The 23,107-nt window shown below is 57.7% G+C and carries 27 protein-coding genes; 13 read left to right on the forward strand and 14 right to left on the reverse strand.

What is annotated here, in order from left to right; genetic code table 11:
* Positions 1-14 precede the first annotated feature (14 nt).
* Positions 15-221: a cold-shock protein gene (locus tag BXY66_RS02275; RefSeq protein WP_132858557.1), complete on the reverse strand. Its 207-nt coding sequence runs from the start codon at positions 219-221 to the stop codon at positions 15-17.
* 443 nt (positions 222-664) lie between these two features.
* Here BXY66_RS02275 and BXY66_RS02280 point away from each other — a divergent pair, with 443 nt between their 5' ends.
* Together BXY66_RS02280 and preA are read left to right on the forward strand one after the other, a co-directional pair.
* Entirely contained in the window at positions 665-1,987 is a 1,323-nt protein-coding gene (locus BXY66_RS02280) for an NAD(P)-dependent oxidoreductase (protein WP_132858558.1), read from the forward strand.
* A 14-nt stretch (positions 1,988-2,001) separates the two neighbouring features.
* Positions 2,002-3,306, forward strand: a complete 1,305-nt coding sequence (preA, locus tag BXY66_RS02285; protein WP_132858559.1) for an NAD-dependent dihydropyrimidine dehydrogenase subunit PreA — start codon at positions 2,002-2,004, stop codon at positions 3,304-3,306.
* Between the two features lie 129 nt (positions 3,307-3,435).
* Here the strand turns inward: preA and BXY66_RS02290 are convergent, their stop codons facing one another.
* From BXY66_RS02290 to BXY66_RS02300, 3 genes are all read right to left on the reverse strand, one after another.
* The gene (locus BXY66_RS02290; RefSeq protein WP_132858560.1) at positions 3,436-4,113 is read right to left on the reverse strand and encodes a sulfotransferase; all 678 of its coding nucleotides are present in this window, start codon (positions 4,111-4,113) and stop codon (positions 3,436-3,438) included.
* Positions 4,114-4,236: 123 nt separating this feature from the next.
* The gene (locus BXY66_RS02295; protein WP_132858561.1) at positions 4,237-4,854 is read right to left on the reverse strand and encodes a TetR family transcriptional regulator C-terminal domain-containing protein; all 618 of its coding nucleotides are present in this window, start codon (positions 4,852-4,854) and stop codon (positions 4,237-4,239) included.
* Positions 4,855-4,935: 81 nt separating this feature from the next.
* Complete coding sequence (locus BXY66_RS02300) at positions 4,936-5,544, reverse strand: TetR/AcrR family transcriptional regulator (RefSeq protein ID WP_132858562.1); 609 nt, start codon at positions 5,542-5,544, stop codon at positions 4,936-4,938.
* A gap of 197 nt (positions 5,545-5,741) precedes the next feature.
* Between BXY66_RS02300 and BXY66_RS02305 the strand changes: the two genes are divergently transcribed.
* Together BXY66_RS02305 and hydA are read left to right on the forward strand one after the other, a co-directional pair.
* Positions 5,742-6,992: a Zn-dependent hydrolase gene (locus BXY66_RS02305; RefSeq protein ID WP_132858563.1), complete on the forward strand. Its 1,251-nt coding sequence runs from the start codon at positions 5,742-5,744 to the stop codon at positions 6,990-6,992.
* 100 nt (positions 6,993-7,092) lie between these two features.
* A complete protein-coding gene (gene hydA, locus BXY66_RS02310; RefSeq protein WP_132858564.1) occupies positions 7,093-8,550 on the forward strand; it encodes a dihydropyrimidinase in 1,458 nt (485 codons plus the stop codon).
* Between the two features lie 10 nt (positions 8,551-8,560).
* On the opposite strand, the gene BXY66_RS02315 is transcribed toward hydA, so the two are convergent.
* Complete coding sequence (locus BXY66_RS02315) at positions 8,561-8,974, reverse strand: cupin domain-containing protein (RefSeq protein ID WP_132858565.1); 414 nt, start codon at positions 8,972-8,974, stop codon at positions 8,561-8,563.
* 59 nt (positions 8,975-9,033) lie between these two features.
* Here BXY66_RS02315 and BXY66_RS02320 point away from each other — a divergent pair, with 59 nt between their 5' ends.
* From BXY66_RS02320 to BXY66_RS02345, 6 genes are read left to right on the forward strand one after another with little or no spacing between them, the layout of a single operon-like run.
* Positions 9,034-9,810 (forward strand): ABC transporter ATP-binding protein, encoded by a 777-nt coding sequence (locus BXY66_RS02320; RefSeq protein ID WP_132858566.1) that lies wholly within the window; start codon positions 9,034-9,036, stop codon positions 9,808-9,810.
* Entirely contained in the window at positions 9,803-10,234 is a 432-nt protein-coding gene (locus BXY66_RS02325; protein ID WP_132858567.1) for a GNAT family N-acetyltransferase, read from the forward strand. Before BXY66_RS02320 ends, BXY66_RS02325 begins: the two co-directional genes overlap by 8 nt.
* Complete coding sequence (locus BXY66_RS02330) at positions 10,231-11,103, forward strand: ABC transporter permease (protein WP_132858568.1); 873 nt, start codon at positions 10,231-10,233, stop codon at positions 11,101-11,103. Before BXY66_RS02325 ends, BXY66_RS02330 begins: the two co-directional genes overlap by 4 nt.
* Positions 11,103-11,948: an ABC transporter permease gene (locus tag BXY66_RS02335; RefSeq protein WP_132858569.1), complete on the forward strand. Its 846-nt coding sequence runs from the start codon at positions 11,103-11,105 to the stop codon at positions 11,946-11,948. The genes BXY66_RS02330 and BXY66_RS02335 overlap by 1 nt, the downstream gene beginning before the upstream one ends.
* Positions 11,945-12,472 carry a DUF1993 family protein gene (locus BXY66_RS02340; RefSeq protein WP_132858570.1) on the forward strand — a complete coding sequence of 176 codons (528 nt, stop codon included), beginning with the start codon at positions 11,945-11,947 and terminating at the stop codon, positions 12,470-12,472. The genes BXY66_RS02335 and BXY66_RS02340 overlap by 4 nt, the downstream gene beginning before the upstream one ends.
* A 38-nt stretch (positions 12,473-12,510) precedes the next feature.
* Positions 12,511-13,500: an ABC transporter substrate-binding protein gene (locus BXY66_RS02345; RefSeq protein ID WP_132858571.1), complete on the forward strand. Its 990-nt coding sequence runs from the start codon at positions 12,511-12,513 to the stop codon at positions 13,498-13,500.
* 72 nt (positions 13,501-13,572) lie between these two features.
* On the opposite strand, the gene BXY66_RS02350 is transcribed toward BXY66_RS02345, so the two are convergent.
* On the reverse strand, positions 13,573-14,724 hold the full coding sequence (locus BXY66_RS02350; RefSeq protein ID WP_132858572.1) for an NAD(P)/FAD-dependent oxidoreductase: 1,152 nt from the start codon (positions 14,722-14,724) through the stop codon (positions 13,573-13,575).
* 89 nt (positions 14,725-14,813) lie between these two features.
* Here BXY66_RS02350 and BXY66_RS02355 point away from each other — a divergent pair, with 89 nt between their 5' ends.
* Together BXY66_RS02355 and BXY66_RS02360 are read left to right on the forward strand one after the other, a co-directional pair.
* Entirely contained in the window at positions 14,814-15,227 is a 414-nt protein-coding gene (locus BXY66_RS02355; RefSeq protein ID WP_132858573.1) for an acyl-CoA thioesterase, read from the forward strand.
* A gap of 113 nt (positions 15,228-15,340) precedes the next feature.
* The gene (locus BXY66_RS02360) at positions 15,341-15,676 is read left to right on the forward strand and encodes a BrnA antitoxin family protein (RefSeq protein WP_132858574.1); all 336 of its coding nucleotides are present in this window, start codon (positions 15,341-15,343) and stop codon (positions 15,674-15,676) included.
* Between the two features lie 2 nt (positions 15,677-15,678).
* Here BXY66_RS02360 and BXY66_RS02365 read toward each other — a convergent pair whose 3' ends face one another.
* The 7 genes from BXY66_RS02365 to BXY66_RS02395 all read right to left on the reverse strand — a co-directional run bounded on the left by BXY66_RS02365 (position 15,679) and on the right by BXY66_RS02395 (position 21,487).
* Positions 15,679-15,897, reverse strand: coding sequence for a hypothetical protein (locus BXY66_RS02365; RefSeq protein ID WP_132858575.1), 219 nt, complete (start codon positions 15,895-15,897; stop codon positions 15,679-15,681).
* Positions 15,898-16,034: 137 nt separating this feature from the next.
* On the reverse strand, positions 16,035-16,493 hold the full coding sequence (locus tag BXY66_RS02370; RefSeq protein ID WP_132858576.1) for an MgtC/SapB family protein: 459 nt from the start codon (positions 16,491-16,493) through the stop codon (positions 16,035-16,037).
* Positions 16,494-16,552: 59 nt separating this feature from the next.
* A complete protein-coding gene (locus BXY66_RS02375) occupies positions 16,553-16,915 on the reverse strand; it encodes a hypothetical protein (protein ID WP_132858577.1) in 363 nt (120 codons plus the stop codon).
* Between the two features lie 151 nt (positions 16,916-17,066).
* Positions 17,067-17,672 carry a hypothetical protein gene (locus BXY66_RS02380; RefSeq protein WP_132858578.1) on the reverse strand — a complete coding sequence of 202 codons (606 nt, stop codon included), beginning with the start codon at positions 17,670-17,672 and terminating at the stop codon, positions 17,067-17,069.
* 403 nt (positions 17,673-18,075) lie between these two features.
* Positions 18,076-19,731, reverse strand: a complete 1,656-nt coding sequence (gene ettA, locus BXY66_RS02385) for an energy-dependent translational throttle protein EttA (RefSeq protein WP_132858579.1) — start codon at positions 19,729-19,731, stop codon at positions 18,076-18,078.
* Between the two features lie 90 nt (positions 19,732-19,821).
* Positions 19,822-20,325: a DUF922 domain-containing protein gene (locus BXY66_RS02390; RefSeq protein ID WP_165929086.1), complete on the reverse strand. Its 504-nt coding sequence runs from the start codon at positions 20,323-20,325 to the stop codon at positions 19,822-19,824.
* A 286-nt stretch (positions 20,326-20,611) separates the two neighbouring features.
* Positions 20,612-21,487: a helix-turn-helix domain-containing GNAT family N-acetyltransferase gene (locus BXY66_RS02395; RefSeq protein WP_132858581.1), complete on the reverse strand. Its 876-nt coding sequence runs from the start codon at positions 21,485-21,487 to the stop codon at positions 20,612-20,614.
* A gap of 108 nt (positions 21,488-21,595) precedes the next feature.
* On the opposite strand from BXY66_RS02395, the gene BXY66_RS02400 reads away from it, so the two are divergent.
* Entirely contained in the window at positions 21,596-22,195 is a 600-nt protein-coding gene (locus tag BXY66_RS02400) for a nicotinate-nucleotide adenylyltransferase (protein ID WP_132858582.1), read from the forward strand.
* Here BXY66_RS02400 and BXY66_RS02405 read toward each other — a convergent pair.
* Positions 22,192-23,037 carry a DMT family transporter gene (locus BXY66_RS02405; protein ID WP_132858583.1) on the reverse strand — a complete coding sequence of 282 codons (846 nt, stop codon included), beginning with the start codon at positions 23,035-23,037 and terminating at the stop codon, positions 22,192-22,194. The two genes, BXY66_RS02400 and BXY66_RS02405, sit on opposite strands and share 4 nt — an antisense overlap.
* Positions 23,038-23,107 lie beyond the last annotated feature (70 nt).

A 23,107-nucleotide genomic window follows, 5' to 3' on the forward strand; every position in this document is an offset into this window, starting at 1 on the left:
GTTTTCTGACGCGATCAGAGCAGCGAAAGATCGCTTGCGTTCATGCGGCCGTCACGACCTTCTTGCAGCTCGTAGCTGACTTTCTGGTTGTCGGCGAGGCCAGTCAGACCGGAACGCTCGACCGCTGAAATGTGTACAAAAACATCTTTTCCACCTTCGTCAGGCGCAATAAAGCCGTAGCCTTTGGTGGTGTTGAACCATTTGACGGTGCCAGTAGCCATCGTCGTTCTCCTTAATTGTGGCTGTCCGCAACATGCGACGCCCCGGCGGGTATTCTGATCGATAGACTGTGCCGGATAGGAGCAGATGGTCGATTTTAGAAACTTCGCGCGTTTATCAGAGCAAAGGTCGTGGAGAAAGCAAGGGACAATGTGACCTTGGGGCATGTAAACTGCTAAAAAGGCGAAGATTTCACGGATTTGTCACGGTGGAGGCAATGTCCGGCAGAAGAAGGTTTTGATTTAGCTGTCAAAATTAACAGCCTCAGGCCTTTAGAACAGCTTTGGTGCGCCTTTTGCCTATTTCTACAGCATGGCTGATCTTATGTGCCGGAATTCTCCGCGGGGGCAATCTTTTGACCCTTCGGTAAAAATTTTTATTGATTGGTCAAAAGAGCTGTGTCAGCCTGACCCCAATAGCCAAACAAGGTGTATGGGGAGGTTTTATGTCCAACACACCGTTCAGCGAAGGCATCCAGTCGGGACGTTTGAAGCCCGCGGAGCTTGCCGAGAACTTTGGGGATCTTCATCCCCGCTTTGACGAACACGAGGCGCTGGTGGCAGCGGATCGTTGTTATTTCTGCCATGATGCGCCCTGTATGACGGCCTGTCCGACGGACATCGATATTCCGTTGTTCATTCGTCAGATCGCCACAGGAACGCCCGAAGCGGCGGCCAAAACGATCTTTAGCCAGAACATTCTGGGCGGCATGTGCGCGCGGGTTTGCCCGACCGAGACACTTTGCGAAGAAGTCTGTGTACGGGAAGTGGCAGAAGGCAAGCCGGTAGAAATCGGCCGGCTTCAGCGTTTTGCGACGGACACGCTTGTTGATACCGGCGAGCACCCGTTCGAACGGGCACCGGCCACCGGTAAGAAAGTCGCAGTTGTGGGTGCAGGACCGGCCGGTTTGTCGGCGGCGCACCGCCTGGCGGGATACGGTCACGACGTGACTGTATATGACGCGCGGGCAAAAGCGGGCGGCCTGAACGAGTTCGGCATCGCGGCTTATAAATCGGTCGACAGCTTTGCCGAGCGCGAAGTGGACTGGCTTCTGAAGATAGGCGGTATTTCCATCGAAACGGGCAGGAAACTGGGTGACGGCCTTTCGCTGGACACGTTGCAGTCCGAATTCGACGCGGTATTCCTGGGCATCGGTCTGGGCGGAGTAAATGCGCTTGGGGTGGATGGCGAAGACAAAGATGGCGTTGATGATGCGGTCGATTTCATCGCTGATCTGCGTCAGTCCACGGATCTCGGTGCCCTGCCCATCGGACGCGATGTTGTCGTGATTGGCGGCGGTATGACAGCGGTTGATGCGGCTGTTCAGGCAAAGCTTCTTGGCGCGTTGAACGTTTCGCTGGTGTATCGCCGAGGCAAAGACCGCATGAACGCTTCGGAGTTCGAACAGGATCTGGCCGCATCCAAGGGCGTTCGGATTATCACCAATGCTTCGCCCAAAGCAGTGATTGGCAATGGCTCTGTGCGTGAGATCGAATTCGAATACACCGACGATGATCTGAACCCGACTGGCCAGACAGTGCGTCTTCCGGCGGATCAGGTGTTCAAGGCGATCGGCCAGACACTTGCGGGCGAAGGCCTGCCGGAGCTGGAGCGTGGTAAGATCAAGGTGGATGGCACTGGCCGTACCTCGGTTGATGGCATCTGGGCAGGTGGTGACTGTGCGACAGGCGGGGACGATCTGACCGTGACAGCCGTAGCCGAAGGGCGCGACGCCGCCGAAGACATCAACGCCGCGTTGTCGGCGTAAGAGGAGATAAGCAAATGGCCAATCTCGAAAGTGAATTTGTCGGGATCAAATCCCCCAATCCGTTCTGGCTGGCGTCTGCGCCGCCCACGGACAAGGAATACAACGTGCGCCGGGCCTTTGAAGCAGGCTGGGGCGGTGTTGTCTGGAAAACGTTGGGCAGCGAAGGGCCGCCCGTGGTCAACGTGAATGGTCCCCGTTACGGTGCCATTCATGGCGCGGACCGCCGGTTGCTCGGCTTGAACAACATCGAGTTGATCACGGATCGTCCGCTTGAGGTAAACCTTGAGGAAATGACACGTGTGAAGCGGGATTACCCGGATCATGCGCTGATTGCCTCGGTGATGGTGCCTTGCGAGGAAGCAGAGTGGAAACGCATCCTACCGATGATCGCGGAAACCGGTTGTGACGGGTTCGAACTGAACTTTGGGTGTCCGCACGGCATGGCGGAGCGCGGCATGGGCTCTGCTGTTGGTCAGGTTCCGGACTACATTGAAATGGTTGCTCGCTGGTGCAAGGAAGCGACAGACCTTCCGGTTATCGTGAAGCTGACGCCGAACATCACCAACATTCTCTATCCTGCCGAAGCTGCTTTGCGCGGTGGGGCCGACGCGGTTTCGTTGATCAACACAATCAACTCGATCACCTCTGTGAATCTGGATGCAATGAGCCCCGAGCCGATGATTGATGGCAAAGGCACCCATGGCGGGTATTGCGGTCCGGCAGTCAAGCCGATTGCGATGAACATGGTGGCAGAAATCGCGCGCAATCCCGAAACCGCGCGCCTGCCGATCTCGGGCATTGGCGGCATCACAACCTGGCGCGATGCAGCAGAGTTCATGGCGCTTGGCGCCGGGAACGTGCAGGTTTGCACCGCGGCGATGACCTATGGTTTCAAGATTGTTCAGGAAATGATTTCCGGCTTGTCCCAGTGGATGGACGAGAAGGGCTATGAAAGCACCTCCGACTTCGTTGGGCTGGCGACGCCGAACGTGACCGACTGGCAATACCTGAACCTCAATCACGTGACCAAAGCCGAAATCAATCAGGACGATTGTATCAAATGTGGGCGGTGTTATGCCGCGTGCGAAGACACTTCGCATCAGGCCATCGCAATGTCCGAGGATCGCGTTTTCACAGTCAAGGACGACGAATGCGTCGCCTGTAATCTCTGTGTGAATGTCTGCCCGGTCGAAGGTTGTATCACCATGCGTACGCTGGACGCCGGTGAGATGGACGAACGCACCGATACGCCTGTGGCAGCGGAGTATGGCAACTGGACTACGCATCCGAACAATCCGATGGCCAAGGCTGCGGAATAGGTTTGGCTCAAAACACTTGGCAGGTGGCTTGTTCCCCTCCTGCCTCAGGGGGCTCTCCCGCTCCTGAAGAAACCCCGCTACATATGCTTCCTGTAGCGGGGTTTTCTGTTTCGCTATGGGTTTTGGAGGTCAGGCTGCGATTTTTAAAGGCGTGGACGCGCCCACATCATCCCAGCCTTTCTTTTCAACAACCTGATCCGTCTGCCGAACCCTGCCCCAGCGTTTACGACGCAGTGTGAAGTCCGGACTGACCGCGGAGATCACTTTGCCGATGTCGTCGTGATCTGTGTTGAACACGATCAGTCGGTCAGGGTCATTCTCAAAGTAAGACTGTACGTTTGCGATGTGTCTGTCGAAGAACGCGGCCCATTTTTCGGTGGTCTGTTTCTCTGTCAGGCCGAGCCGGTCCATCTCGCTTTGAAGGTAGAACCCGTCAGAATGGCGGATACGGCTGCGTAGCCATTTGTCCTTGTCCCGGATATTGAGAAGGAACTTTGCGTGAGGGTAGTGTTCGGCAAACACTTTGTAGTGCAGGAAGTTTTCAATGTTCAAACCGCGTTTTTTGAACTCCATGTCAAAGAATGCGTGGAACCGCTCCAGGCCTTCGAGAGGCGCACGACCTGCCGTGATGTTGTCGTTTATCATGCGTTGCGGGTTGATGTTTTTCAGCAATCCGCCGTTCTTGCGCTTGTAGAATTTCCCGCCGCTGTGGAGCGCATTGTAGCCTGACTTAAGAAAGAGGAAAAACAGTGCGCTTGTCGCACATTTGTTGAATCCGATTTGAAAAAGAAGTGGTTCGCTTCCCATTATGCCTGCCCTGAATGTGTTTTGTTTTATGTATTTTCAAATTGGGTACGGCGACAAAGTGCACAAAGCTTGACGCAATTGTGGCAAGAATGAGGCAGAAATGGTCGTGGAGCGTTTGCAGCGCTAGGGGGTCAGAAGCTTGGTGAACAGCGTTTCCAAATAGGTCTCTGCGCCGTCTACAACGTCTTCTCCCGCGGGTATCAAAACCTGCACCTGCGCGTCAAAATCGGCGTAGTGTTGGGTTGTGGCCCAGATCGAGAAAACGAGATGTCGCGGATCGACTTTGGCTAGCTTTCCCTGAGTCATCCAGTCCCGGATAACGGTTGTCTTGCGCTCGAAGAGCGGTTTCAGACCGCTCTCCAGATGAGGGCCCATCCGCGGAGCGCCTTGCAGGATTTCGTTGGCAAACAGACGGCTTTCACGCGGAAACTCTCGGGTCATTTCCAGTTTGCGCCGCACATAGGCAAGTATTTCCGTGAGTGGTTCACCGTCGGGATCCATGTGTTCCAGCGGATCAAGCCAGCTCTCCATCAACTGGTTGAGGAGTTGGACATGGATGTCTTCCTTACCGTCGAAATAATAAAGGATGTTCGGTTTGGAGAGGCCGGCCTGTTCGGCGATCTGGTCCAGCGTCGCGCCGCGGTAGCCGTAGCGCGAGAACACTTCCAGAGCGGCGTCCATGATAATTTTGCGGTTGCGCTGCTGGATGCGGCTCGGTTTGCGTGCGGAGGCCTCGGTCATATTTCACCTTCTTTGGGCGGTCTTGGGCAGGCTAGTGGATGCGTGTGCAGTCTGTCTAGCCGGACGCAGGGGGAATTCGGATCAGATATCGTCATTCGCCCCTATGCCATTGAGAATAATGCGTTTCACACTTGCCTTGGCGGCATCCCACTGGGCGTCGCTCAGGGGAGTGTCGTTATTGAGGGTTTCGATCTGGTGGCCGAAGTCTGCATAGTGCTGTGTCGTTGCCCAGAGCATGTAGAGCAGGTGGCGTGGGTCGATGGGATCCATGCGACCTTCGGTGATCCAGCGCTCGATGACGGCGATTCTGCCGTTGGTCCAGTCCGTTAGGGTGGTTTCCAGATAGTCCTGTATGACCGGCGCCCCGTGCATGACCTCTGCGGCCCAGACTTTTGAGCCCTCCGGATGACGGCGGGAGATTTCCATTTTCGCGTCTATGTAGGCCCCGATGCCTTCCGCTGGTCCGTCGGCCTGATCGAAGATGTCAGCGGCCTGAAGCCAGATTTGAAAGATGTTTTGCACCACCTGACGGTAGAGCTGTTCCTTGGTCGGGAAATAATAGTGCAGGTTCGCTTTGGGCAGCCCGGCAACGTCGGCAATCAGCTGCATTGTTGCTCCGCCAAACCCCGCTTCGGCAAAGACTTTTTCTGCTGCTGACAAAATAAGCGCCTCTGCCTCCTGGCGGCGCATTTTCTTGCTGCTGGCTTTTGCGGGCGAAGATTGTTGATCAGGCATCAAATTCGCTTTGTGAAAAAATCTTGACCGGTTGGTCAGGCTGTGGTCGTCTGAACTTGACCATACGGTCAGGATGGCCGTGAGATCAAGAGCCCCCCAGCAAGGGCAGCCCATCAGGGCGCAAGCCCGGGCCAGACATAGGGAGTGAAAACATGGGTGCACCCGGTGAAAACCTGAAGGTGAACGCGGACCGGCTGTGGGACAGCCTGATGGAGATGGCCAAGATCGGCCCCGGCGTGGCGGGTGGCAACAACCGCCAGACCGTGACGGATGAGGACGGCGAAGGTCGTGCGCTGTTCCAGTCTTGGTGTGAGGCCGTGGGCTGCACCATGGGGCTGGATCAGATGGGCAATATGTTTGCCGAATATCCAGGCACCGATCCTGATGCATTGCCGGTCTATGTGGGCAGTCACCTTGATACGCAGCCTACGGGCGGCAAGTATGACGGGGTGCTGGGCGTGCTTGGCGGTCTGGAAGTGCTGCGCACGATGAAAGACCTTGGCATCAAGACCAAACACCCGATTGTTGTGACCAACTGGACCAACGAGGAAGGCACGCGCTATGCGCCGGCGATGCTGTCTTCCGGTGTGTTTGCCGGCATTCATACGCAGGAATGGGCCTATGATCGTGAAGATGCCGACGGGCTGAAGTTCGGCGATGAGCTGGCCCGCATTGGTTGGCGCGGCGAGGAAGAAGTCGGTGCGCGCAAAATGCACGCGATGTTTGAGCTGCACATCGAACAGGGGCCAATTCTGGAAGCGGAAGGCAAGGACATTGGCGTGGTCACCCACGGGCAGGGTCTGAGCTGGACGCAGGTCACGATTGAGGGCAAGGACGCGCATACCGGATCTACGCCGATGAAAATGCGTAAGAACGCGGGGCTGGGGATGGCCCGCGTGCTTGAAAAAGTTGATGATATCGCCTGGAGCCATGCGCCGGATGCGGTGGGCGCGGCGGGGCATATCGATGTCTATCCGAACTCGCGTAACGTGATCCCCGGCAAAGTGGTGTTTACCGTGGACTTCCGCTCGCCGGAGTTGTCGGTGATCGAAGACATGGAAGCGCGCCTGCGCATGGAAGGTCAGAAGATCGCGGACCAGATGGGGCTGTCTATCACCTTTGAGAAGGTGGGCGGCTTTGACCCCGTGAAGTTTGACGAAGGCTGTGTGACCGCGGTGCGCAATGCGGCGGAGCGGTTGGGGTATAGCCACACCAACATCATTTCCGGCGCAGGCCATGACGCCTGCTGGATCAATCAGGTGGCGCCGACGGCAATGGTGATGTGTCCCTGTGTGGATGGCTTGAGCCACAATGAGGCGGAAGAGATTTCCAAGGATTGGGCTGCGGCGGGGACAGACGTTCTGATGCACGCGGTGTTGGAGACGGCGGAGATTGTTGAATAATTGAAACCCCGGGGCGCCGCCCACGGACCCTCGGAGTATTTTCAGCCAAAAGAAGCTGGACGGGGAGGTGCACGGGCACCGAAGGATAGGGAGAAAAACCATGACCACCAAGGTTATCAAGAACGGCACCGTCGTCACCGCGGATCTGACCTATGAGGCGGATGTGCTGGTTGAGAACGGTGTGATCATCGAGATTGGCAAGGGCCTGAAAGGCGATGAGGAGCTGGACGCGACCGGTTGTTATGTGATGCCGGGCGGGATTGATCCGCACGTGCATTTGGAAATGCCGTTCATGGGCACCTATTCCAGCGATGATTTTGAGAGCGGCACGCGGGCTGGGCTTGCGGGCGGTACCACGATGGTCGTGGATTTCTGTCTGCCCAACCAAGGCGAAAGCCTGATGGACGCGATCAAGCGCTGGGACAACAAATCGACCCGCGCGAACTGTGACTACTCCTTCCACATGGCGGTGACATGGTGGGGCGAGCAGGTTTTCAACGACATGAAAACCGTGATCGAGCAGCGCGGCATCAACACGTTCAAACACTTCCTCGCCTACAAAGGCGCGTTGATGGTGAATGACGATGAGCTCTTTGCCTCGTTCAACCGTTTGAGCGAGCTGGGCGGGATTGCCATGGTGCACGCCGAGAACGGTGATGTGGTTGCGGAAATGACCGCGAAGTTGCTGGCCGAGGGCAACACAGGGCCAGAGGCGCATGCTTATTCGCGGCCGTCGCAGGTGGAAGGTGAGGCCACCAACCGCGCGATCATGATTGCCGATATGGCGGGCGTGCCGCTCTATGTGGTGCACACGTCCTGCGAAGAGGCGCATGAGGCCATCCGCCGTGCCCGTATGCAGGGCAAGCGCGTGTGGGGCGAGCCGCTGATCCAGCACCTGACGCTGGACGAGAGCGAGTACTTCAACGCCGATTGGGACCACGCCGCGCGGCGTGTGATGAGCCCGCCGTTCCGCAACAAGAAACATCAGGACAGCCTGTGGGCGGGTCTGCAGTCGGGGTCATTGAGCGTTGTGGCAACGGATCATTGTGCCTTCACGACCGAGCAGAAACGATTTGGTCTGAAAGACTTCAGCCAGATTCCGAATGGGACAGGTGGTCTTGAAGACCGGATGCCGATGCTTTGGACGCAGGGTGTTGCTACAGGACGTTTGACGCCGAATGAATTTGTCGCCGTGACCTCGACCAACATCGCGAAAATCCTGAACTGCTACCCCAAGAAGGGTGCTGTGCTGGTGGGCGCGGATGCGGACCTTGTGGTTTGGGATCCGGAGAAGTCCAAGACCATTTCGGCGAGCAGCCAGCAGTCGGCAATTGATTACAATGTGTTTGAAGGCCATGAGGTCAAAGGCCTGCCGCGCTTTACCCTGACACGCGGTCAGGTGGCGGTGCATGACGGCGAGATCCGCACGCAGGAAGGCCACGGCCAGTTTGTGGCGCGTGAGGCCAACACCACGGTCAATAAAGCGCTGTCGACGTGGAAAGAGCTGACCGCGCCGCAGCCTGTGCAGCGGTCCGGTATTCCGGCGACGGGCGTGTAAGTTGATGCGGTTATTGCGGCACCAGATCCTCAAGCTCGGGCAGGAGGCGCACGCTTTCCTGTTCGTGCGGGTCGGTGCGCGCGATGACTGCAACGGCCTCAACCGACCCTGTGTTGATCGGCAGGTGGGGCACCCCGGCGGGGATGTAGACCAGATCGCCGGCGTTGGTTTCCATCCGGTGTTCCAGCTGTTCGCCCCAGTACATTATCGCCTCGCCTTCAAGCACATAAATCGCTGTTTCATGGCTTTCGTGCAGATGGGCTTTGGCACGGCCACCGGGCGGGATGCGCAGGATGTGCATGCAGATACCTTGCGATCCGGTGGTTTCGCGAGCGATGCCCTGAAAATAGCTAAACCCCTGCTTGCCTTGGTAAGTCTCTCCAAGGCGCAGTTTTTGGCAAGTGGTGGGCATAGATGTCGACATGAGAGCTCCTTGGGGCCGTGGGCAATGACTACAAGACTATCAGAGAAGTGGAGAGCGGTGTGTCAAGCGTGATCAGCGCCAAGAACCTGAGCCTGACGTTCCAAACAAACGACGGGCCTGTGCATGCGCTCAAGGATGTGAACCTTGAAATCAACAAGGGGGACTTCGTCTCCTTTATCGGGCCCTCGGGATGCGGCAAAACCACGTTCCTGCGTTGTATGGCCGATTTGGAGCAGCCGACGGCGGGGGGGATCACCGTCAATGGCGTTAGCCCGAAAGAGGCGCGCGAGGCGCGGGCCTATGGCTATGTGTTCCAGCATGCGGGCCTTTATCCGTGGCGCACGATTGGTGGAAATATCCGTCTGCCGCTCGAAATAATGGGCGTGGACAAGGCGGAACAGGACAAATCCGTGCAGGAAGTGCTGGAGCTCGTGCATCTGGAGGGGTTTGAGAAGAAATACCCCTGGCAACTGTCTGGCGGGATGCAGCAGCGGGCGTCGATTGCGCGGGCGCTGGCGTTTCACGCGGACATTTTGCTGATGGACGAGCCGTTCGGGGCGCTTGATGAGATCGTGCGCGATCACCTGAATGAGCAATTGCTGGATTTGTGGGCGCGGACCAACAAGACGATCGGTTTCGTAACGCACTCGATCCCCGAAGCGGTTTACTTGTCGACGAAGATCGTGGTGATGAGCCCGCGTCCCGGCCGGATCACCGATGTGATTGAAAGCACGCTGCCCAAAGAGCGTCCGTTGGACATTCGTGACAGCGCCGAGTTTATCGAAATTGCCCATCGCGTGCGTGACGGCTTGCGGGCGGGGCATGCGGATGACTGATTTGACGATCAGAGAAGCCACTGAGGCAGACATTCCAATGTTGGCGAAGATTGTCTGCGATTGGGAGGCGGAAACCGAGTGGATGGTATCACCCTACGGGCCAAAAGAGATTGCGGGCTTCATCACTGAGGCAATGCCTGCTCGCGACATTTGGGTCGTTGGGGAGCCCGTTGAAGGCTATTTGTCATTTGATCCCAAGGTGTCCCGTGTCGGTGGGCTCTACTGTCGCCGGACGGGACTGGGATTGGGCAAAGCCCTGATGGACAAGGCCAAGGAAGGTCGTGACTTTGTCTGGCTGACGACGCATGAGCCCAATGAAGCCGCGCAACGGTTTTATAAACGTGAAGGCTTTTCCGAAGTGGGCCGCCATGAGGCGGAGCCGCCCAACACCGTACGCGAAGTGCGGATGGAGTGGCGGGCATGAGAAACCTCTTTCCCATCCTCACAGTCGTCGCGGCGATCTTTGCGCTTTGGTATGCGGGGTCTGTCGTGCTGAACGCGCCTTGGGCTTATGACAAGGCCGAGCGCGCGGGTGTGGAGTTGACCACCAAAGACCTCTTTGCAGACACGATGAGTCAGAAGAAACCCAAGCTGCCGCCGCCGCATCAGGTGGGGCAGGAGATTTGGAAAACAACGGGCGCAATGGTTGCCAAGGGCCGCGCGTTTTCCAAGCGCAGCCTGATCTATCACAGCTGGATCACGCTGAGCGCCACGTTGTTGGGGTTCGCGCTGGGCACGGGGTTTGGCATCCTGCTTTCGGTCGGTATCGTGTATAATCGCACGATGGACATGAGCGTGATGCCCTGGGTGATTGCGTCCCAGACAATTCCGATCCTCGCGATTGCGCCGATGATCATTGTTGTGCTGAACGCGGTTGGCATTTCGGGCCTGCTGCCCAAGGCGGTGATCTCGATGTATCTGAGTTTCTTCCCAGTGGTTGTTGGCATGGTCAAAGGCCTGCGCAGCCCCGATCACATGCAGGTGGATCAGATGAAAACCTGGAATGCCACCAAAGGGCAGGAGTTCTGGAAGCTGCGTTTGCCGTCCTCGATGCCGTTCCTGTTTCCGTCGTTGAAGGTGGCGATGGCAGCCTCTTTGGTGGGGGCAATTGTTGGTGAACTGCCAACCGGTGCCGTGGCAGGGCTTGGCGCGCGCTTGTTGGGCGGAAGCTACTACGGGCAGACCATTCAGATCTGGAGCGCGTTGATCACGGCGGCCGTGTTGGCTGCGGCGCTGGTGGGGATCATCGGGTTGATACAAAAAGTGGTTCTCAAGCGGATGGGGATGGCGTGATGGGCTGGTTGTTGGCAGGATTTGTTTTCTGGCTGGTTGCCTGGCGTGCCAATGTTTGGCTTGCAGCGAAACCGCGGACACGTGCCACGGGGCTGTTGGTTCCGACAATTTTTGGCGTCAGCATCATCGTGATCTGGGAATGCGTGGTGCGCGGCTTCGATATCAATCCGGTGCTGTTGCCTGCGCCTTCGGTGATTGCCGTGACCTTTGCGACCTCCATTCCGACACTTTGGGCGGACTTTGTGCAGACCGCCATCAAAGGCGCCTTGTCAGGTTACGTGATCGGGTGCGGCGCGGCTTTCCTGACAGCGATTGCCATCGACCGTTTTCCTTTCCTGCAACGCGGGTTGCTGCCCGTGGGCAATTTTGTTGCCGCGTTGCCGATCATTGGCATGGCACCAATCATGGTGATGTGGTTCGGGTTTGACTGGCAGTCCAAAGCGGCAGTGGTCGTGATCATGGTGTTCTTTCCGATGCTTGTGAATACAGTCGAGGGCCTGCAGGCCACGGACCACATGCAGCGCGATTTGATGCGCACCTACGCGGCAAGCTATCCGCAGACACTTATGAAGCTGCGCCTGCCTGCGGCGATGCCGTTTGTCTTCAACGGTTTGAAAATTTCGACCACCCTTGCGTTGATCGGTGCGATTGTGGCGGAGTTTTTTGGCAGCCCGATCAAAGGCATGGGTTTCCGTATTTCGACCGAAGTCGGACGCCTAGCGCTGGACATGGTGTGGGCCGAAATCGTCGTGGCCGCGCTTGCTGGCTCGTTGTTTTATGGTGGCGTCGCCTTGCTGGAGAAGGCTGTTACCTTCTGGCACCCAAGTCAAAGGAAGTCGCGATGACGGATGCCGTACTCTTTGCCTATGTACCGGTATTCCGGCACTATCTCGGTCGAATTGCCGGCCTGTCAGAGCGGGCAAATACAGACCAGTTGGAGTCGCGGCTTTCACCAGACGGTTTTGACGCGCTGACCCACTTTGCGATCGCGCAAGGGTATGTGCTTCGCGCTTTGTTGCCTGTTTTGGGGCGCGATGTGCCAAAGATGCCGGATGTGGCTGACGCGGATGGGTTGAAGGCCAGGGGCGCGTTGGTCGGGGAGACACTGGACGCAATGACGGCAGTGGAGTTTGATGGAGCGGTGAAACGTTCAGTGACCCATGTGGCGGGCGAAGCGGAGCTGACTCAGAGTGCTTTCGATTTTCTGACACTTTATGCGGCCCCGAATTTCTTTTTTCACATGGGACAGGGATACGCGATCCTGCGCGCGCAGGGTGCGGATGTTGGTAAAGGTGATTTTGACGGATTTCATAGCTACCCGAAGGGGTTCAGCTTTGTCACAGGTGCCGCGGAGACGGTGCAGCAATAACCAAGAAAACAATGAAATGACCAGCTAGGAGACTGAAGATGAAAACATTTTTGAAAACGGCCCTCGCCAGTGCGGCCATGATGGCAGCGGGTGTGGCACAGGCCGCAGATGACGTGACGCTGCAACTGAAATGGGTCACGCAAGCCCAATTCGCGGGCTACTACGTGGCGCAGGACCAGGGCTTTTATGAAGCGGAAGGCCTCAACGTGACCATCAAGCCGGGTGGCCCCGATATTGCGCCTGCACAGGTGATTGCAGGTGGCGGTGCCGATGTGGTTCTGGACTGGATGCCGTCCGCGTTGGCAAGCCGCGAAAAAGGCCTGGCTCTGGTAAACATTGCTCAGCCTTTCAAAAGCTCTGGCATGATGCTGACTTGCCGTAAGGACGCGGGTGTGTCCTCTCCCGAAGACTTCGCAGGCAAGACACTTGGTGTTTGGTTCTTCGGTAACGAATATCCGTTCCTGAGCTGGATGAGCAAGCTGGGGCTGTCAACCAATGGTGGTGATGGTGGCGTGACCGTTCTGAAGCAGGGTTTCAACGTGGACCCGATCCTTCAGGGACAAGCCGCTTGTGTGTCGACCATGACTTACAACGAGTACTGGCAGATCATTGACGCTGGCTTGAGCCCGGACGATCTGGTGGTGTTCAAGTATGAAGATCAGGGCGTGGCGACGTTGGAAGACGGCATGTATGTGCTTGAAGAAAACCTCGCGGACCCGGCGTTTGAAGACAAGATGGTGCGCTTCGTTCGGGCGTCCATGAAAGGTTGGAAATGGGCCGAGGAAAACCCTGAGGATGCGGCAATGATCGTGCTCGACAACGACGCGACCGGTGCACAGACCGAAGAACACCAGATCCGCATGATGGGTGAAATCGCCAAGCTTACCGCCGGTTCGAATGGTGCGCTGGATCCGGCGGACTACGAGCGGACAGTCGAGAGCCTGATGTCGGGTGGTTCCGATCCGGTTATCACCAAAAAGCCTGAAGGCGCTTGGACGCACGCGATTACGGACAAAGCACTGAACTGACCCTTCAATTCAGAGGCTTAACAAGGAAGGTCGGACATTGTGTCCGGCCTTTTTTTCATTCAGGTGAGCGGCTTAGCGGCGCAGGGCGTTCAGAAGGTATCTCGGAAGGCGGGCGACAACAGACCGCGCCAACTGGGGGTATTCCAGCTCGCCTGCCAGAAGCCTCATGTACATGACACGCACGGTGCCGGAACGACGGAACGTTCGAGTGAACGCGCCCTGCCAACGGGGCGCAAAAATAATACGGCGCAGGGTGCGGGCGATGCGCAGATTTCGCTGCATGTCGCGCAGAGTCCGCTGGTAACGCCGCAGCGCTGTCTTCGGGGACCCAGCTCCCAGGGCGTCCAGCGCCGATTGCGCTGCGATCTGCCCGCTTTTCATAGCGAAGGCTATGCCTTCGCCTGTGATGGGGTCCACCAGACCTGCGGCATCGCCGGCCAGCAGAATGTTGTCCCGACCCGGAGTGGGGCGGAAATCTCCGAAGGGTAGGTGATGGCCCTTGAATTTCACCGCCTCAGGATCCAGTCCGAGAGTTTTCAAATAGTGGCGCATATGCGCCTTCATGTCCGGATTTGGCGCGCGCAGTCCGCCCACACCGACGGTCGTGGAATTCTGTTTGGGAAAGGACCACCCATAGCCCCAGGTGGCTGCGCCAAAGTCGATGCGCAGAGGTTTCTCTACTGGATTTTGCGTGCTCTCGGGCACTTCGATTTCCAACCCGAAACCAATGGTTTCGGTGTTGAATGACGCCCCGAAAAGGTGTTTGGCAACAATGGAATTTACACCGTCCGCTCCGATCAGGATTGGTGCATGCAGGGCCGTTCCGTCCTTGAAAAGTATTTCGTTTTCAGAGATTTGCGCGATGTGGCGTCCGGAAAAGTCCGATGCGCCGGCCGTCAGGGCGTGCTCGAAAAGCGTGTTGTCCAGATCCAGCCGCATGGTGAGGTGCAGCGGCGGAATGTCCGTGAGTGTGGCGAGCTCGGCCCCGTCATGCCAGAAGGAGATGTCGTGGCGGGTAACGGCGCGGGAAAGATCAAAGTCTCTACCGAAAATCTCGCAGTAATAGCTTCGGCTGCGTTCGGTAAACAGGCCCCCGCACAGCTTGTTGCGGGGGAACATGGCTTTGTCGACCAGTGCGACTTTGGCGCCGTGTTTCGCGGCCCACGTGGCGGCGGCGCTGCCGGCGGGACCGGCGCCGATGACGATGATGTCAAAGTCTGGCATGAGCTCTCCTGATTACGCGTGGTTCTACCAGCTTTCGCCTGCGGCGCCAGAGGGTTACGATGCGGAAAGACCAGCAAAGGAGCCAGAGGATGAGCCAGCAGGAAGAAAAGCGCCCCGACGGAGAAGCGACGCTGCGGGTGTCGGCCATGCCGCGCGATGTGAACATCAACGGAGACATCTTTGGTGGCTGGGTGTTGAGCCAGATGGACAGCGCGTCTGGTATTGTTGCAGGTCAACGTGCCAAGGGCCGCGTTGCCACGGTGGCCGTAGACGCGATGAAGTTCATTCGGCCGGTAAAAGTCGGCAACATTCTTTGTGTGTGGGCGTGGGTTGAGCGCGTCGGGCGCACATCAATGGCGGTACGCATAGAGGCCTGGGCCTTTCGCAACCGGCGCGGTGTCTATGAAAAGGTGACCGAAGCGGTCTTTACCTATGTCGCGATTGACGAGGACGGGAAACCGCGTCCGGTGCCGGCCGAGGACGAGGTGTGGCCGACGGAATAAGGTCGGCTGCAAAGCGTCAGCATCGCGTCGGCAAAACGTCGGTGGCGGCGTCCGGTGCCGTCAGGAGCGGTTAACAGGTTGCTGTCAGGGTTTGCCGCAAAGGAGATTTTGCCATGCCCGTTGCCCAAGCCGGAAGAAAACCGCAGACCAAAACCCAACGCATTGCGCGGGCCAAACTGGCCCGCAACATGCTGCTCCTGAATTCAGAGAGCTGGTTGCCTGTCGCCTTGCGTGAAGACATTCCCGAAGCGTGGCACACGTTGGAACTTGATCTGGATGTGGAGGAACCCAAAGAGAAGGTGACGCTTTATCTGGACCGGTCCGTGGCGCGGTTCTATCGCGCGATGGGACGCGGATATCACGCCCGCATCAATCGGTTGCTGGCCACATGGGCACAAATGAAAATTGCCGATGAAGTGCAGGTCGAGAAGGCGTTGTCGCGCCGGTAGACTCAGGCCTCGTTCATACCGAAGGACGCATCGTCCTCACGTTCCATGCTGCGCAGATTGGAAAGCGCATAAGCCAGAAGGCCGACAAAAAACGGAATGGCGAGAGAGAAGGTGCAATAGGTGCCGAAAGCCTGCCAAAGAGACGCGTCGTGAAACATCGTTTGCACGGCGGCAACGATAATTCCGAGGAAACTGCCAATAAAAAACAAGATCAGAGCCATGGGACCAAATTCTCACAACCGGGTTAGCACAAAGTTAATCGTGATCCTGAAATAAGGCGGAAATTGGGCGCTGCTAGGGCGAGATCATGCCGGACGCGGTTCTTCGCCGGTTGGGCGGGGTGGCGGCGGAATGCTGCTCAGGCGCTGTTGCTGTCGTCGTGCTCTTTACCCAGTCGGGGTAGATGGGATTCGAGAAAATCCACCAGTCCCAAGATGGCCATGATGACCAATGTGGCAAGGATAGCGGCGATGGGATAGCCAAATCCGATGCAGGCCCCGATGGCCGCAAGCGACCAGATCAGTGTCGCGGTGGTGATGCCTGAGACCCTGCCGTTCTGGGCGAAAATCACACCGGCCCCCAGGAAACCGACCCCGGAAACGATGCCCGACAGCACCCGGTTCCCGCCATCGGGTGCAATTTCAACGGCCATAGTGACAAACATCGCCGAGGTCAGCACGATCAACATGCAAACGCGCAGCCCCACCCGTTTTCCGCGCAATTGCCGTTCGGCACCAATCAGACCGCCGCAGAGAACTGCAGACCAGATATTGAGATTGGCCTGTCTCAGAAAGTCGGGTTCCATCCATTCCGGCATGAGGCGCTCCTATTGTCACAGGATCAGGATAGGGGGGCGGTGCGTGGTTTGGGAAGTGCCTAGCGCAGCACGGGGCGGAACAGAGATGAGATGGTTGCTGCAAGTGCCACGCTCGTGGCGATCCAGCCAAAGTACCAGAGTTTGCCCGCGAACTGGTCTTCGGCATAAGACGCTGCAAATTGGGTTTGGCCGTATTTGGCGGTGGCAAAGGCAAGAACAGTCAAAAGGCCGAAAGTCATGATGGCTGGGGCCGGTCGCATCAGGCGGGTGCCCAAGGCGGCCAGGATCAAACCGATCGGAGCACCGTACAAGATGGCCTTTTGGCTCCACCAAGGGTGGGCGCCCAAAGTTCTCGGCGCATCAAACGCAAAAAGGGCAGCCATTGGAATGGCACTGAGCAAGGCAGGTAGCAGATAACGCATGGGGTGGTCCTCCGGGTGGTGGTGTACCGAGGATGGGGGCGCGGTGTGGTGAAGGGAAGAGGCGTTACAGCGGGATGGCGGGGGTGTGATTTTTGTTGCTGGTGGGCTGAGCGTCGGCCGACCATGTTGGATACCATTGTACTATTGCAGGTTAGTTCTTGGGCATTTTGTTAACAAAGGAAACCATGTACCACGCGACTTGATTGGCGCGAAAGTAGCTTTGAAAAGCTAAGAATGCCCCCAAGAACAAGCAAAGTAAAAAAAAAGAGGCCGCTGTGTGTTTCGGTCCGTCCATCCACAGTAAATAGGGGATTTGAATCAATGCCGACATGAGTAGAGCACTGCCAAATTTCCCTGCTATGTCTTTGAGAATAATATATCTGGAGATCTGTGAGCGAGTAAGCTCAGGGATGTCGGCTTGCGAGCGATAGCAGACTTTCGCTTCTAGTAATTGCTGCTGTGTCATTCCCTTCAAGACTGACTGGTCCAACTTCGCGGCCAAATTAAAAATACTCCAAGCTTTAGAAGGCACGGAGACTTCTCGAAGGCACACTATTTGCAACACCGAAAAAATCTCTTGTGAAACGAAACCAACTACGTAGGCGATTCCACCGAAGGTCAATTCTTGAAGTGGCAAATTCTCAGGCGGTGTCGGCTGATAGGTCCACGCATATGCAGTAAGACAAATCAATCCCGCAATCACATACAACAGATCGCGGTACACAAATTTTCCCAAACTGTTAGCAATTTGCTCCATGTGACGCTCCCTGAAATCGCTATGCCCAATTCGTAATGCAGTGTTCAAAAAAATCAACGGTTTACCACGTGGTTGCTGGCATCAAATCGGTTTTGGAAAGTGCCGGCAGGCGGCTTTCTAGAAGTCGAAGAATAACCAACAGTTGCATAGCGAACTGGTGTTTGACGGCTGAGGAGGGTGGGTGCGAACGTGCGCGCCCGTGGGGGCGTGCCGGAGGGGTAAGCCCGCTTTGCGGGCTTTGGTGGGCAACGCTTAGATAGGTGAAACGAAAACACCCGCGCGAGGGCGCGGGTGTTTTTGTTTGGTCACTCAGCGTTTGTGTGCCGTCTCACCGGGATGCGCCCGCGTTCCGGCTTGCCGGAACGCTTCCGCGCACTCTGAGTGATTTGGCGGTGCCAAACACTCAGCGGGTAAATTTCTTGTGCTTCAGGCGCTTGGGCTCCAGAGCATCCGGTCCCAAACGACGTTTCTTGTCTTCTTCGTAGTCCTCAAAGTTGCCTTCGAACCATTCCACATGGGCGTCGCCTTCGAAGGCGAGGATGTGGGTACAGATGCGGTCAAGGAAGAAGCGGTCGTGGGAGATGACCACGGCGCAGCCGGCAAAGTCGACCAAGGCGTCTTCAAGCGCGCGGAGGGTTTCGACGTCAAGGTCGTTGGTTGGTTCGTCGAGCAGGAGGACGTTGCCGCCTTCTTTCAAAAGACGCGCCATGTGCACGCGGTTGCGTTCACCACCAGACAGCAGGTTCAGAGGTTTCTGCTGATCGCCACCTTTGAAGTTGAAAGACGAGCAGTAGGCGCGGGAGTTCACTTGGGCATCACCAAGCTCGATGATTTCCGCGCCGCCGGAAATGGCTTCCCAGACGGTGTCCTTGTCGTTCAGATCGTCACGGGACTGGTCGACGTAGCTGAGCTTCACGGTGTCGCCGTATTCGACGGTGCCTTCGTCAGGCTGTTCCTGACCGGTGAGCATTTTGAAGAGCGTGGATTTACCGGCGCCGTTGGGGCCGATCACGCCGACAATGCCGCCGGGCGGCAGGGAGAATTCGAGGTTCTCGATCAGCTGCTTGTCGCCAAAGTGTTTGGACAGTCCGTTGACCTCAATCACCTTGGAGCCCAGACGCGGGCCGTTTGGAATGACGATCTGCGCGCGACCGACTTTTTCACGCTCGGACTGGCTGGCCATCTCGTTGTAAGCCGCGATACGGGCCTTGGATTTGGCCTGACGTGCCTTTTGGCCCTGACGCATCCACTCGAGTTCGCGTTCAAGCGTTTTCTGCTTGGATTTGTCTTCGCGGGCTTCCTGCTCCAGACGTTTGGCTTTCTGCTCCAGCCATGCGGAGTAGTTGCCCTCGTAAGGGATGCCGCGGCCGCGGTCGAGTTCGAGAATCCATCCGGTGATGTCGTCGAGGAAGTAGCGGTCGTGGGTGACGCAGAGGATGGTGCCTTTGTAGTCGATCAGGTGCTGTTGCAGCCAGGCGATGGTTTCTGCGTCAAGGTGGTTGGTCGGTTCGTCGAGCAGCAGCATGTCAGGCGCTTCGAGCAGCAGTTTGCAGAGCGCGACACGGCGTTTTTCACCGCCGGAGAGATCGGCGATGTTGGCGTCGTCGGGGGGGCAGCGCAGGGCCTCCATGGAGATGTCGACCTGGCTGTCCAGATCCCAGAGGTTCTGGGCGTCGATGTCGTCCTGAAGCTTGGCCATTTCCTCGGCGGTTTCGTCCGAGTAGTTCATCGCAAGCTCGTTGTAGCGGTCCAGAATGTCCTTCTTGGCCTTAACGCCGAGCATGACGTTTTCGCGCACGTTGAGGCTTTCGTCGAGTTGCGGCTCCTGTGGAAGGTAGCCGACCTTGGCGCCTTCGGCGGCCCAGGCCTCGCCGGTGAAGTCCTTGTCCAGACCGGCCATGATTTTCATCAGGGTCGATTTACCGGCGCCGTTGACGCCGACGACGCCGATTTTCACGCCCGGCAGGAAGGACAGGTGTATGTTTTCAAAGCATTTCTTGCCGCCGGGGTAGGTCTTGGACACGCCCTGCATGTGATAGACGTATTGATAAGAGGCCATTTTGCGACTCCGTCATGGGGGAAACTTGAGGTTGGCAGAGGTGATAGCGGAGTGGGCGGGGAGGGGCAATGGAGGTTGATTGGGCTGTGGTTACGGCAGCCATGCGCCTTCGGTTGCGCCATGAGCCGTTAGTTTGTCGAAGCGATCGTCCTGCTTGGACCATTTCCGGAATATCGCAAGGTGGTGCACATATGCGCTCTGCAATGCCTCTTTTGCCGCCCGCTTGCCGTGATATTGGTGCACGCGCTCATGCTTCCACAGCGCTTTGACAAAACGGTTCCATGTGAAGGCCACGGATGACGACAGTTGATCGGGTGCGGCATGTTTTGGCATCGTGATCTTGGTGTGCAATTTGAGGCCACCGTTCAGCGTTGGCAGCACCCGCCATTGCACAAAGCCAGAATACCCTTGTGGTCCGCGGGTGCGTATCTGCGCTTTGAGATCAGAGATCGTTAGAGCATCAACCTGGTAGTAGATGATTTCTTCGGTTTCGACGATTTCTCCGGAAGGTGTTTGCCAAAGAAGCCAGCCAAACAGGCCTGCGAATGTCAGTGCAAAGAGCACCCAAGCTTTGCGGGGAGAGAAATTAAACATGATGATGGACAATTCTTCCTGAAATACACGCAAGGGCAGAGTTGCTGCTTGCGCCCTGTCCAGCCCTTTGAGCTTGCCTGCGACCGAACGGAGGGGTGGAAGCGAAGCGCCCGCCCCGTGGGGGCGGTTCGGGCGCTAGCCAAAGCTCGGCTTTGGCTTTGATGATAGATTGTGAGAGCTTACCCAAAGATATTGGGGGCGTTTCGCTTTTCGGGACACCGCTGAGCAAGGCCCTGTCGGCCAATGGGGCGCCAGCCAAAGCCTTGCTTTGGCTCCGGTGGTAACTTCAAAGCGCCTTTTCAAAGAAATGCGTCGGGTAGGGATCGTCGTTGAAGCGCTCGATCGCGGTCCAGCCGGTGGTTTCGTAAAGCCGAATGGCTTCGGGCAGGGCGGCGTTGGTGTCCAGCCGCAGCAGCGTGATACCGAGATCGCGGGCGGTAGCTTCGGCTTGGTCCATCAGCTTTTTGGCAAGACCCATGCCACGCGCGGCAGGGGAGACCCAGAGGCGTTTGATTTCGGCGTACCCTTTGTTGGTGCCCTTCACGCCGACGCACCCTAAAGGCAGGCCGTCCGACATCGTCAGGAGGAAGGTGCCACGGGGGGACATCATGTCGGTGGCGTCTGGGTCAGCGGAGAGGTTCACGTCAAAGCCGGTGTCAAAGCGGCGGCCGAGTTCGGCATAGTATTCTTCGAGGCAATAGACAGCGTCGTCGGAGCGCGGGTCGACGGTGAGGAAAGTCAGGTCGTCCTGGCCGAGGGCGGAGGCGACAAGGTCCATCGCGTCCAGCAGTGCTTGCGGGCGCGGGTGGCGGTCGAGCAGGGATTGCGCCTGAGCGTTGGACAGCGCGTCGTAAGCAGCCCGTTCCTTGGTGCCGGACCCGGTGAGATGCGCGGTGCGACGGCGGCCGTCGGCGGAGTCTTGGCGCAACTCCAGAAGGCCTTCGTCCGCAAGGGATTTCAGAAAGCGGCTGAGCAGGGTTTTGTCGAGACCAAGGTAGCTGCGCAGATGTTCCAGATCGGTGCCTTCGGGGCTGATGGCGTGCAAGACGCGAGCGGGGCCGAGAGGACGTCCGCGACCAAGGAAAGACGTTTCCAATGCGCCGGTTTCGCGCGTCACGGCACGGTTGAAGCGGCGGATGCGGGTGATCGGGTTGATAGTCATATTGTTTACCTTAGTCAACTTTAATTGTTTACGTAGGTCAACTACAGGAGGCTGTCAATTGGTCTTTTGGCGGTTGACTTGGGACGAGGCGGCGGCAAGAAACCCTTGATGCAGAATGGTTTGCCATATGTGGGACGCGGTCGTGTCATTGGCCTTCTGGGGGGATCGTTTGATCCGCCACATGGGGGGCATGTGCATATCACACGTGAGGCGCTCAAGCGGTTCGGGCTGGACGAGGTCTGGTGGCTGGTGAGCCCGGGCAACCCGCTCAAGGATCACGGGCCGGTGTTGCTTGAGCGGCGCATGGCTGCGGCGCGCAAGATCATGGATCACCCGCGCGTGAAGATCAGCGACTTTGAGGCAAAGGCCGGCACGCGCTATACGGCCGAGACGATCATGGCGCTGCAGGCGGCTTGTCCGGACACACGTTTTGTTTGGCTGATGGGCGCAGACAACCTTGCGCAGTTCCACCGCTGGAAAGACTGGCGGGAGATCATGGTGCGGGTGCCTGTCGGCGTATTGGCACGCCCCGGGGACCGGATCGCAGGACGCACGGGCAAAGCGGCACAGGTGATGCGCCATGCAAGGCTGCATCCGAGAGCGTCCCATCTGTTGGGGCGCAGCGAAGCGCCGGCTTGGTGTTTTGTGAACCTGCCGATGGACGACGCCAGTTCGACTGCTATCCGTGCGGCAGGGCGCTGGGATTAACGGGCAGCAAGGCGGGCAGACGCGAGGCCTGCGGCTGCAATCAGGGCCAAGCCTGACCAAGTCAACGCATCGGGAACGTCCGCAAAAATGAGCCAGCCGAGCGCTACGGCGCTGGCGAGCTGGAAATAAACGTAGGGTGCAAGTTCTGAAGCGTCAGCCCGCATGTAGGCGTAAATCAGAAGCAGGTTCCCGAGACCCGAGAAAGCGGCAGATGCAAAGGTTAGCCCCGCGATCGGCACTGTCATTTCCGGCAGAACAGCAAGCCCGAAAGGTGTCAGCGCGATCGCTCCCAAAAAGAGCTGGGTGAACAGCAGGTTGCCCGGGCGTGCAGCCGTCGCGAGCCACCGCGAGGCTGTAAGAAAAGCCCCGTAGAACAAACCGGCGAGAACGGCGAAGCTGCGTCCGGTGGAAAGGATCGGGCCGTCGCCACCGAAATCGGGCCGCACCACCAGCAGAACACCGGCAAAACCGAGCGCCATCATTGCAGCGCGTGGCAGCGTCACGCGTTCGCCAAGCAAGAGGGCTGAGAGCGCGAAGCTGAAAATCGGGCCAATGAAAAAAGCGGCAAACACATCGGCAAGAGGCGCGTGTAGCAGGGCGGTCTGGATTGATGTGATCCCTCCAACCAGCAGAAGCGCTCTGAGCCAGATGCGCCAGTTGGTCAAAAGCGGCAGAGTGTCCGCCCTGACCAGCGGCAAAGCAAGCAAGGTGCCAAGCGCAAATCGCGACCAACCGACGAAGATCGGGCTGAGGTCGTGATCCTGTGTCATGAGCTTGCCCGCGGCGTCTCCGGCGGGGATCAGCGACATCGCCAGAAACATGAGGGCGGGCAGTTTCCACATGCCCAAGGCCTAGCACGTCAGATTACGGAAATGACAGGGAAAATGGAGGGTTTGCCTGCTTGAAAACACC

The sequence above is a fragment of the Shimia isoporae genome (assembly GCF_004346865.1).
GTDB lineage: Bacteria > Pseudomonadota > Alphaproteobacteria > Rhodobacterales > Rhodobacteraceae > Shimia > Shimia isoporae.

What these genes read in the sequence shown, in the direction of transcription:
- BXY66_RS02350 (WP_132858572.1), bottom strand. Translation starts at nt 14,724, where the DNA reads ATGCCAGACTTTGACATCATCGTCATCGGCGCCGGTCCCGCCGGCAGC.
- BXY66_RS02340 (WP_132858570.1), top strand. Translation starts at nt 11,945, where the DNA reads ATGACGGATGCCGTACTCTTTGCCTATGTACCGGTATTCCGGCACTAT.
- BXY66_RS02390 (WP_165929086.1), bottom strand. Translation starts at nt 20,325, where the DNA reads ATGTTTAATTTCTCTCCCCGCAAAGCTTGGGTGCTCTTTGCACTGACA.
- BXY66_RS02395 (WP_132858581.1), bottom strand. Translation starts at nt 21,487, where the DNA reads ATGACTATCAACCCGATCACCCGCATCCGCCGCTTCAACCGTGCCGTG.
- BXY66_RS02330 (WP_132858568.1), top strand. Translation starts at nt 10,231, where the DNA reads ATGAGAAACCTCTTTCCCATCCTCACAGTCGTCGCGGCGATCTTTGCG.
- ettA (WP_132858579.1), bottom strand. Translation starts at nt 19,731, where the DNA reads ATGGCCTCTTATCAATACGTCTATCACATGCAGGGCGTGTCCAAGACC.
- BXY66_RS02370 (WP_132858576.1), bottom strand. Translation starts at nt 16,493, where the DNA reads ATGCCGGAATGGATGGAACCCGACTTTCTGAGACAGGCCAATCTCAAT.
- BXY66_RS02345 (WP_132858571.1), top strand. Translation starts at nt 12,511, where the DNA reads ATGAAAACATTTTTGAAAACGGCCCTCGCCAGTGCGGCCATGATGGCA.
- BXY66_RS02280 (WP_132858558.1), top strand. Translation starts at nt 665, where the DNA reads ATGTCCAACACACCGTTCAGCGAAGGCATCCAGTCGGGACGTTTGAAG.
- hydA (WP_132858564.1), top strand. Translation starts at nt 7,093, where the DNA reads ATGACCACCAAGGTTATCAAGAACGGCACCGTCGTCACCGCGGATCTG.
- BXY66_RS02375 (WP_132858577.1), bottom strand. Translation starts at nt 16,915, where the DNA reads ATGCGTTATCTGCTACCTGCCTTGCTCAGTGCCATTCCAATGGCTGCC.
- BXY66_RS02365 (WP_132858575.1), bottom strand. Translation starts at nt 15,897, where the DNA reads ATGGCTCTGATCTTGTTTTTTATTGGCAGTTTCCTCGGAATTATCGTT.
- BXY66_RS02275 (WP_132858557.1), bottom strand. Translation starts at nt 221, where the DNA reads ATGGCTACTGGCACCGTCAAATGGTTCAACACCACCAAAGGCTACGGC.
- BXY66_RS02315 (WP_132858565.1), bottom strand. Translation starts at nt 8,974, where the DNA reads ATGTCGACATCTATGCCCACCACTTGCCAAAAACTGCGCCTTGGAGAG.
- BXY66_RS02325 (WP_132858567.1), top strand. Translation starts at nt 9,803, where the DNA reads ATGACTGATTTGACGATCAGAGAAGCCACTGAGGCAGACATTCCAATG.
- BXY66_RS02355 (WP_132858573.1), top strand. Translation starts at nt 14,814, where the DNA reads ATGAGCCAGCAGGAAGAAAAGCGCCCCGACGGAGAAGCGACGCTGCGG.
- BXY66_RS02335 (WP_132858569.1), top strand. Translation starts at nt 11,103, where the DNA reads ATGGGCTGGTTGTTGGCAGGATTTGTTTTCTGGCTGGTTGCCTGGCGT.
- BXY66_RS02295 (WP_132858561.1), bottom strand. Translation starts at nt 4,854, where the DNA reads ATGACCGAGGCCTCCGCACGCAAACCGAGCCGCATCCAGCAGCGCAAC.
- preA (WP_132858559.1), top strand. Translation starts at nt 2,002, where the DNA reads ATGGCCAATCTCGAAAGTGAATTTGTCGGGATCAAATCCCCCAATCCG.
- BXY66_RS02380 (WP_132858578.1), bottom strand. Translation starts at nt 17,672, where the DNA reads ATGGAGCAAATTGCTAACAGTTTGGGAAAATTTGTGTACCGCGATCTG.
- BXY66_RS02290 (WP_132858560.1), bottom strand. Translation starts at nt 4,113, where the DNA reads ATGGGAAGCGAACCACTTCTTTTTCAAATCGGATTCAACAAATGTGCG.
- BXY66_RS02305 (WP_132858563.1), top strand. Translation starts at nt 5,742, where the DNA reads ATGGGTGCACCCGGTGAAAACCTGAAGGTGAACGCGGACCGGCTGTGG.
- BXY66_RS02360 (WP_132858574.1), top strand. Translation starts at nt 15,341, where the DNA reads ATGCCCGTTGCCCAAGCCGGAAGAAAACCGCAGACCAAAACCCAACGC.
- BXY66_RS02300 (WP_132858562.1), bottom strand. Translation starts at nt 5,544, where the DNA reads ATGCGCCGCCAGGAGGCAGAGGCGCTTATTTTGTCAGCAGCAGAAAAA.
- BXY66_RS02400 (WP_132858582.1), top strand. Translation starts at nt 21,596, where the DNA reads ATGCAGAATGGTTTGCCATATGTGGGACGCGGTCGTGTCATTGGCCTT.
- BXY66_RS02405 (WP_132858583.1), bottom strand. Translation starts at nt 23,037, where the DNA reads ATGTGGAAACTGCCCGCCCTCATGTTTCTGGCGATGTCGCTGATCCCC.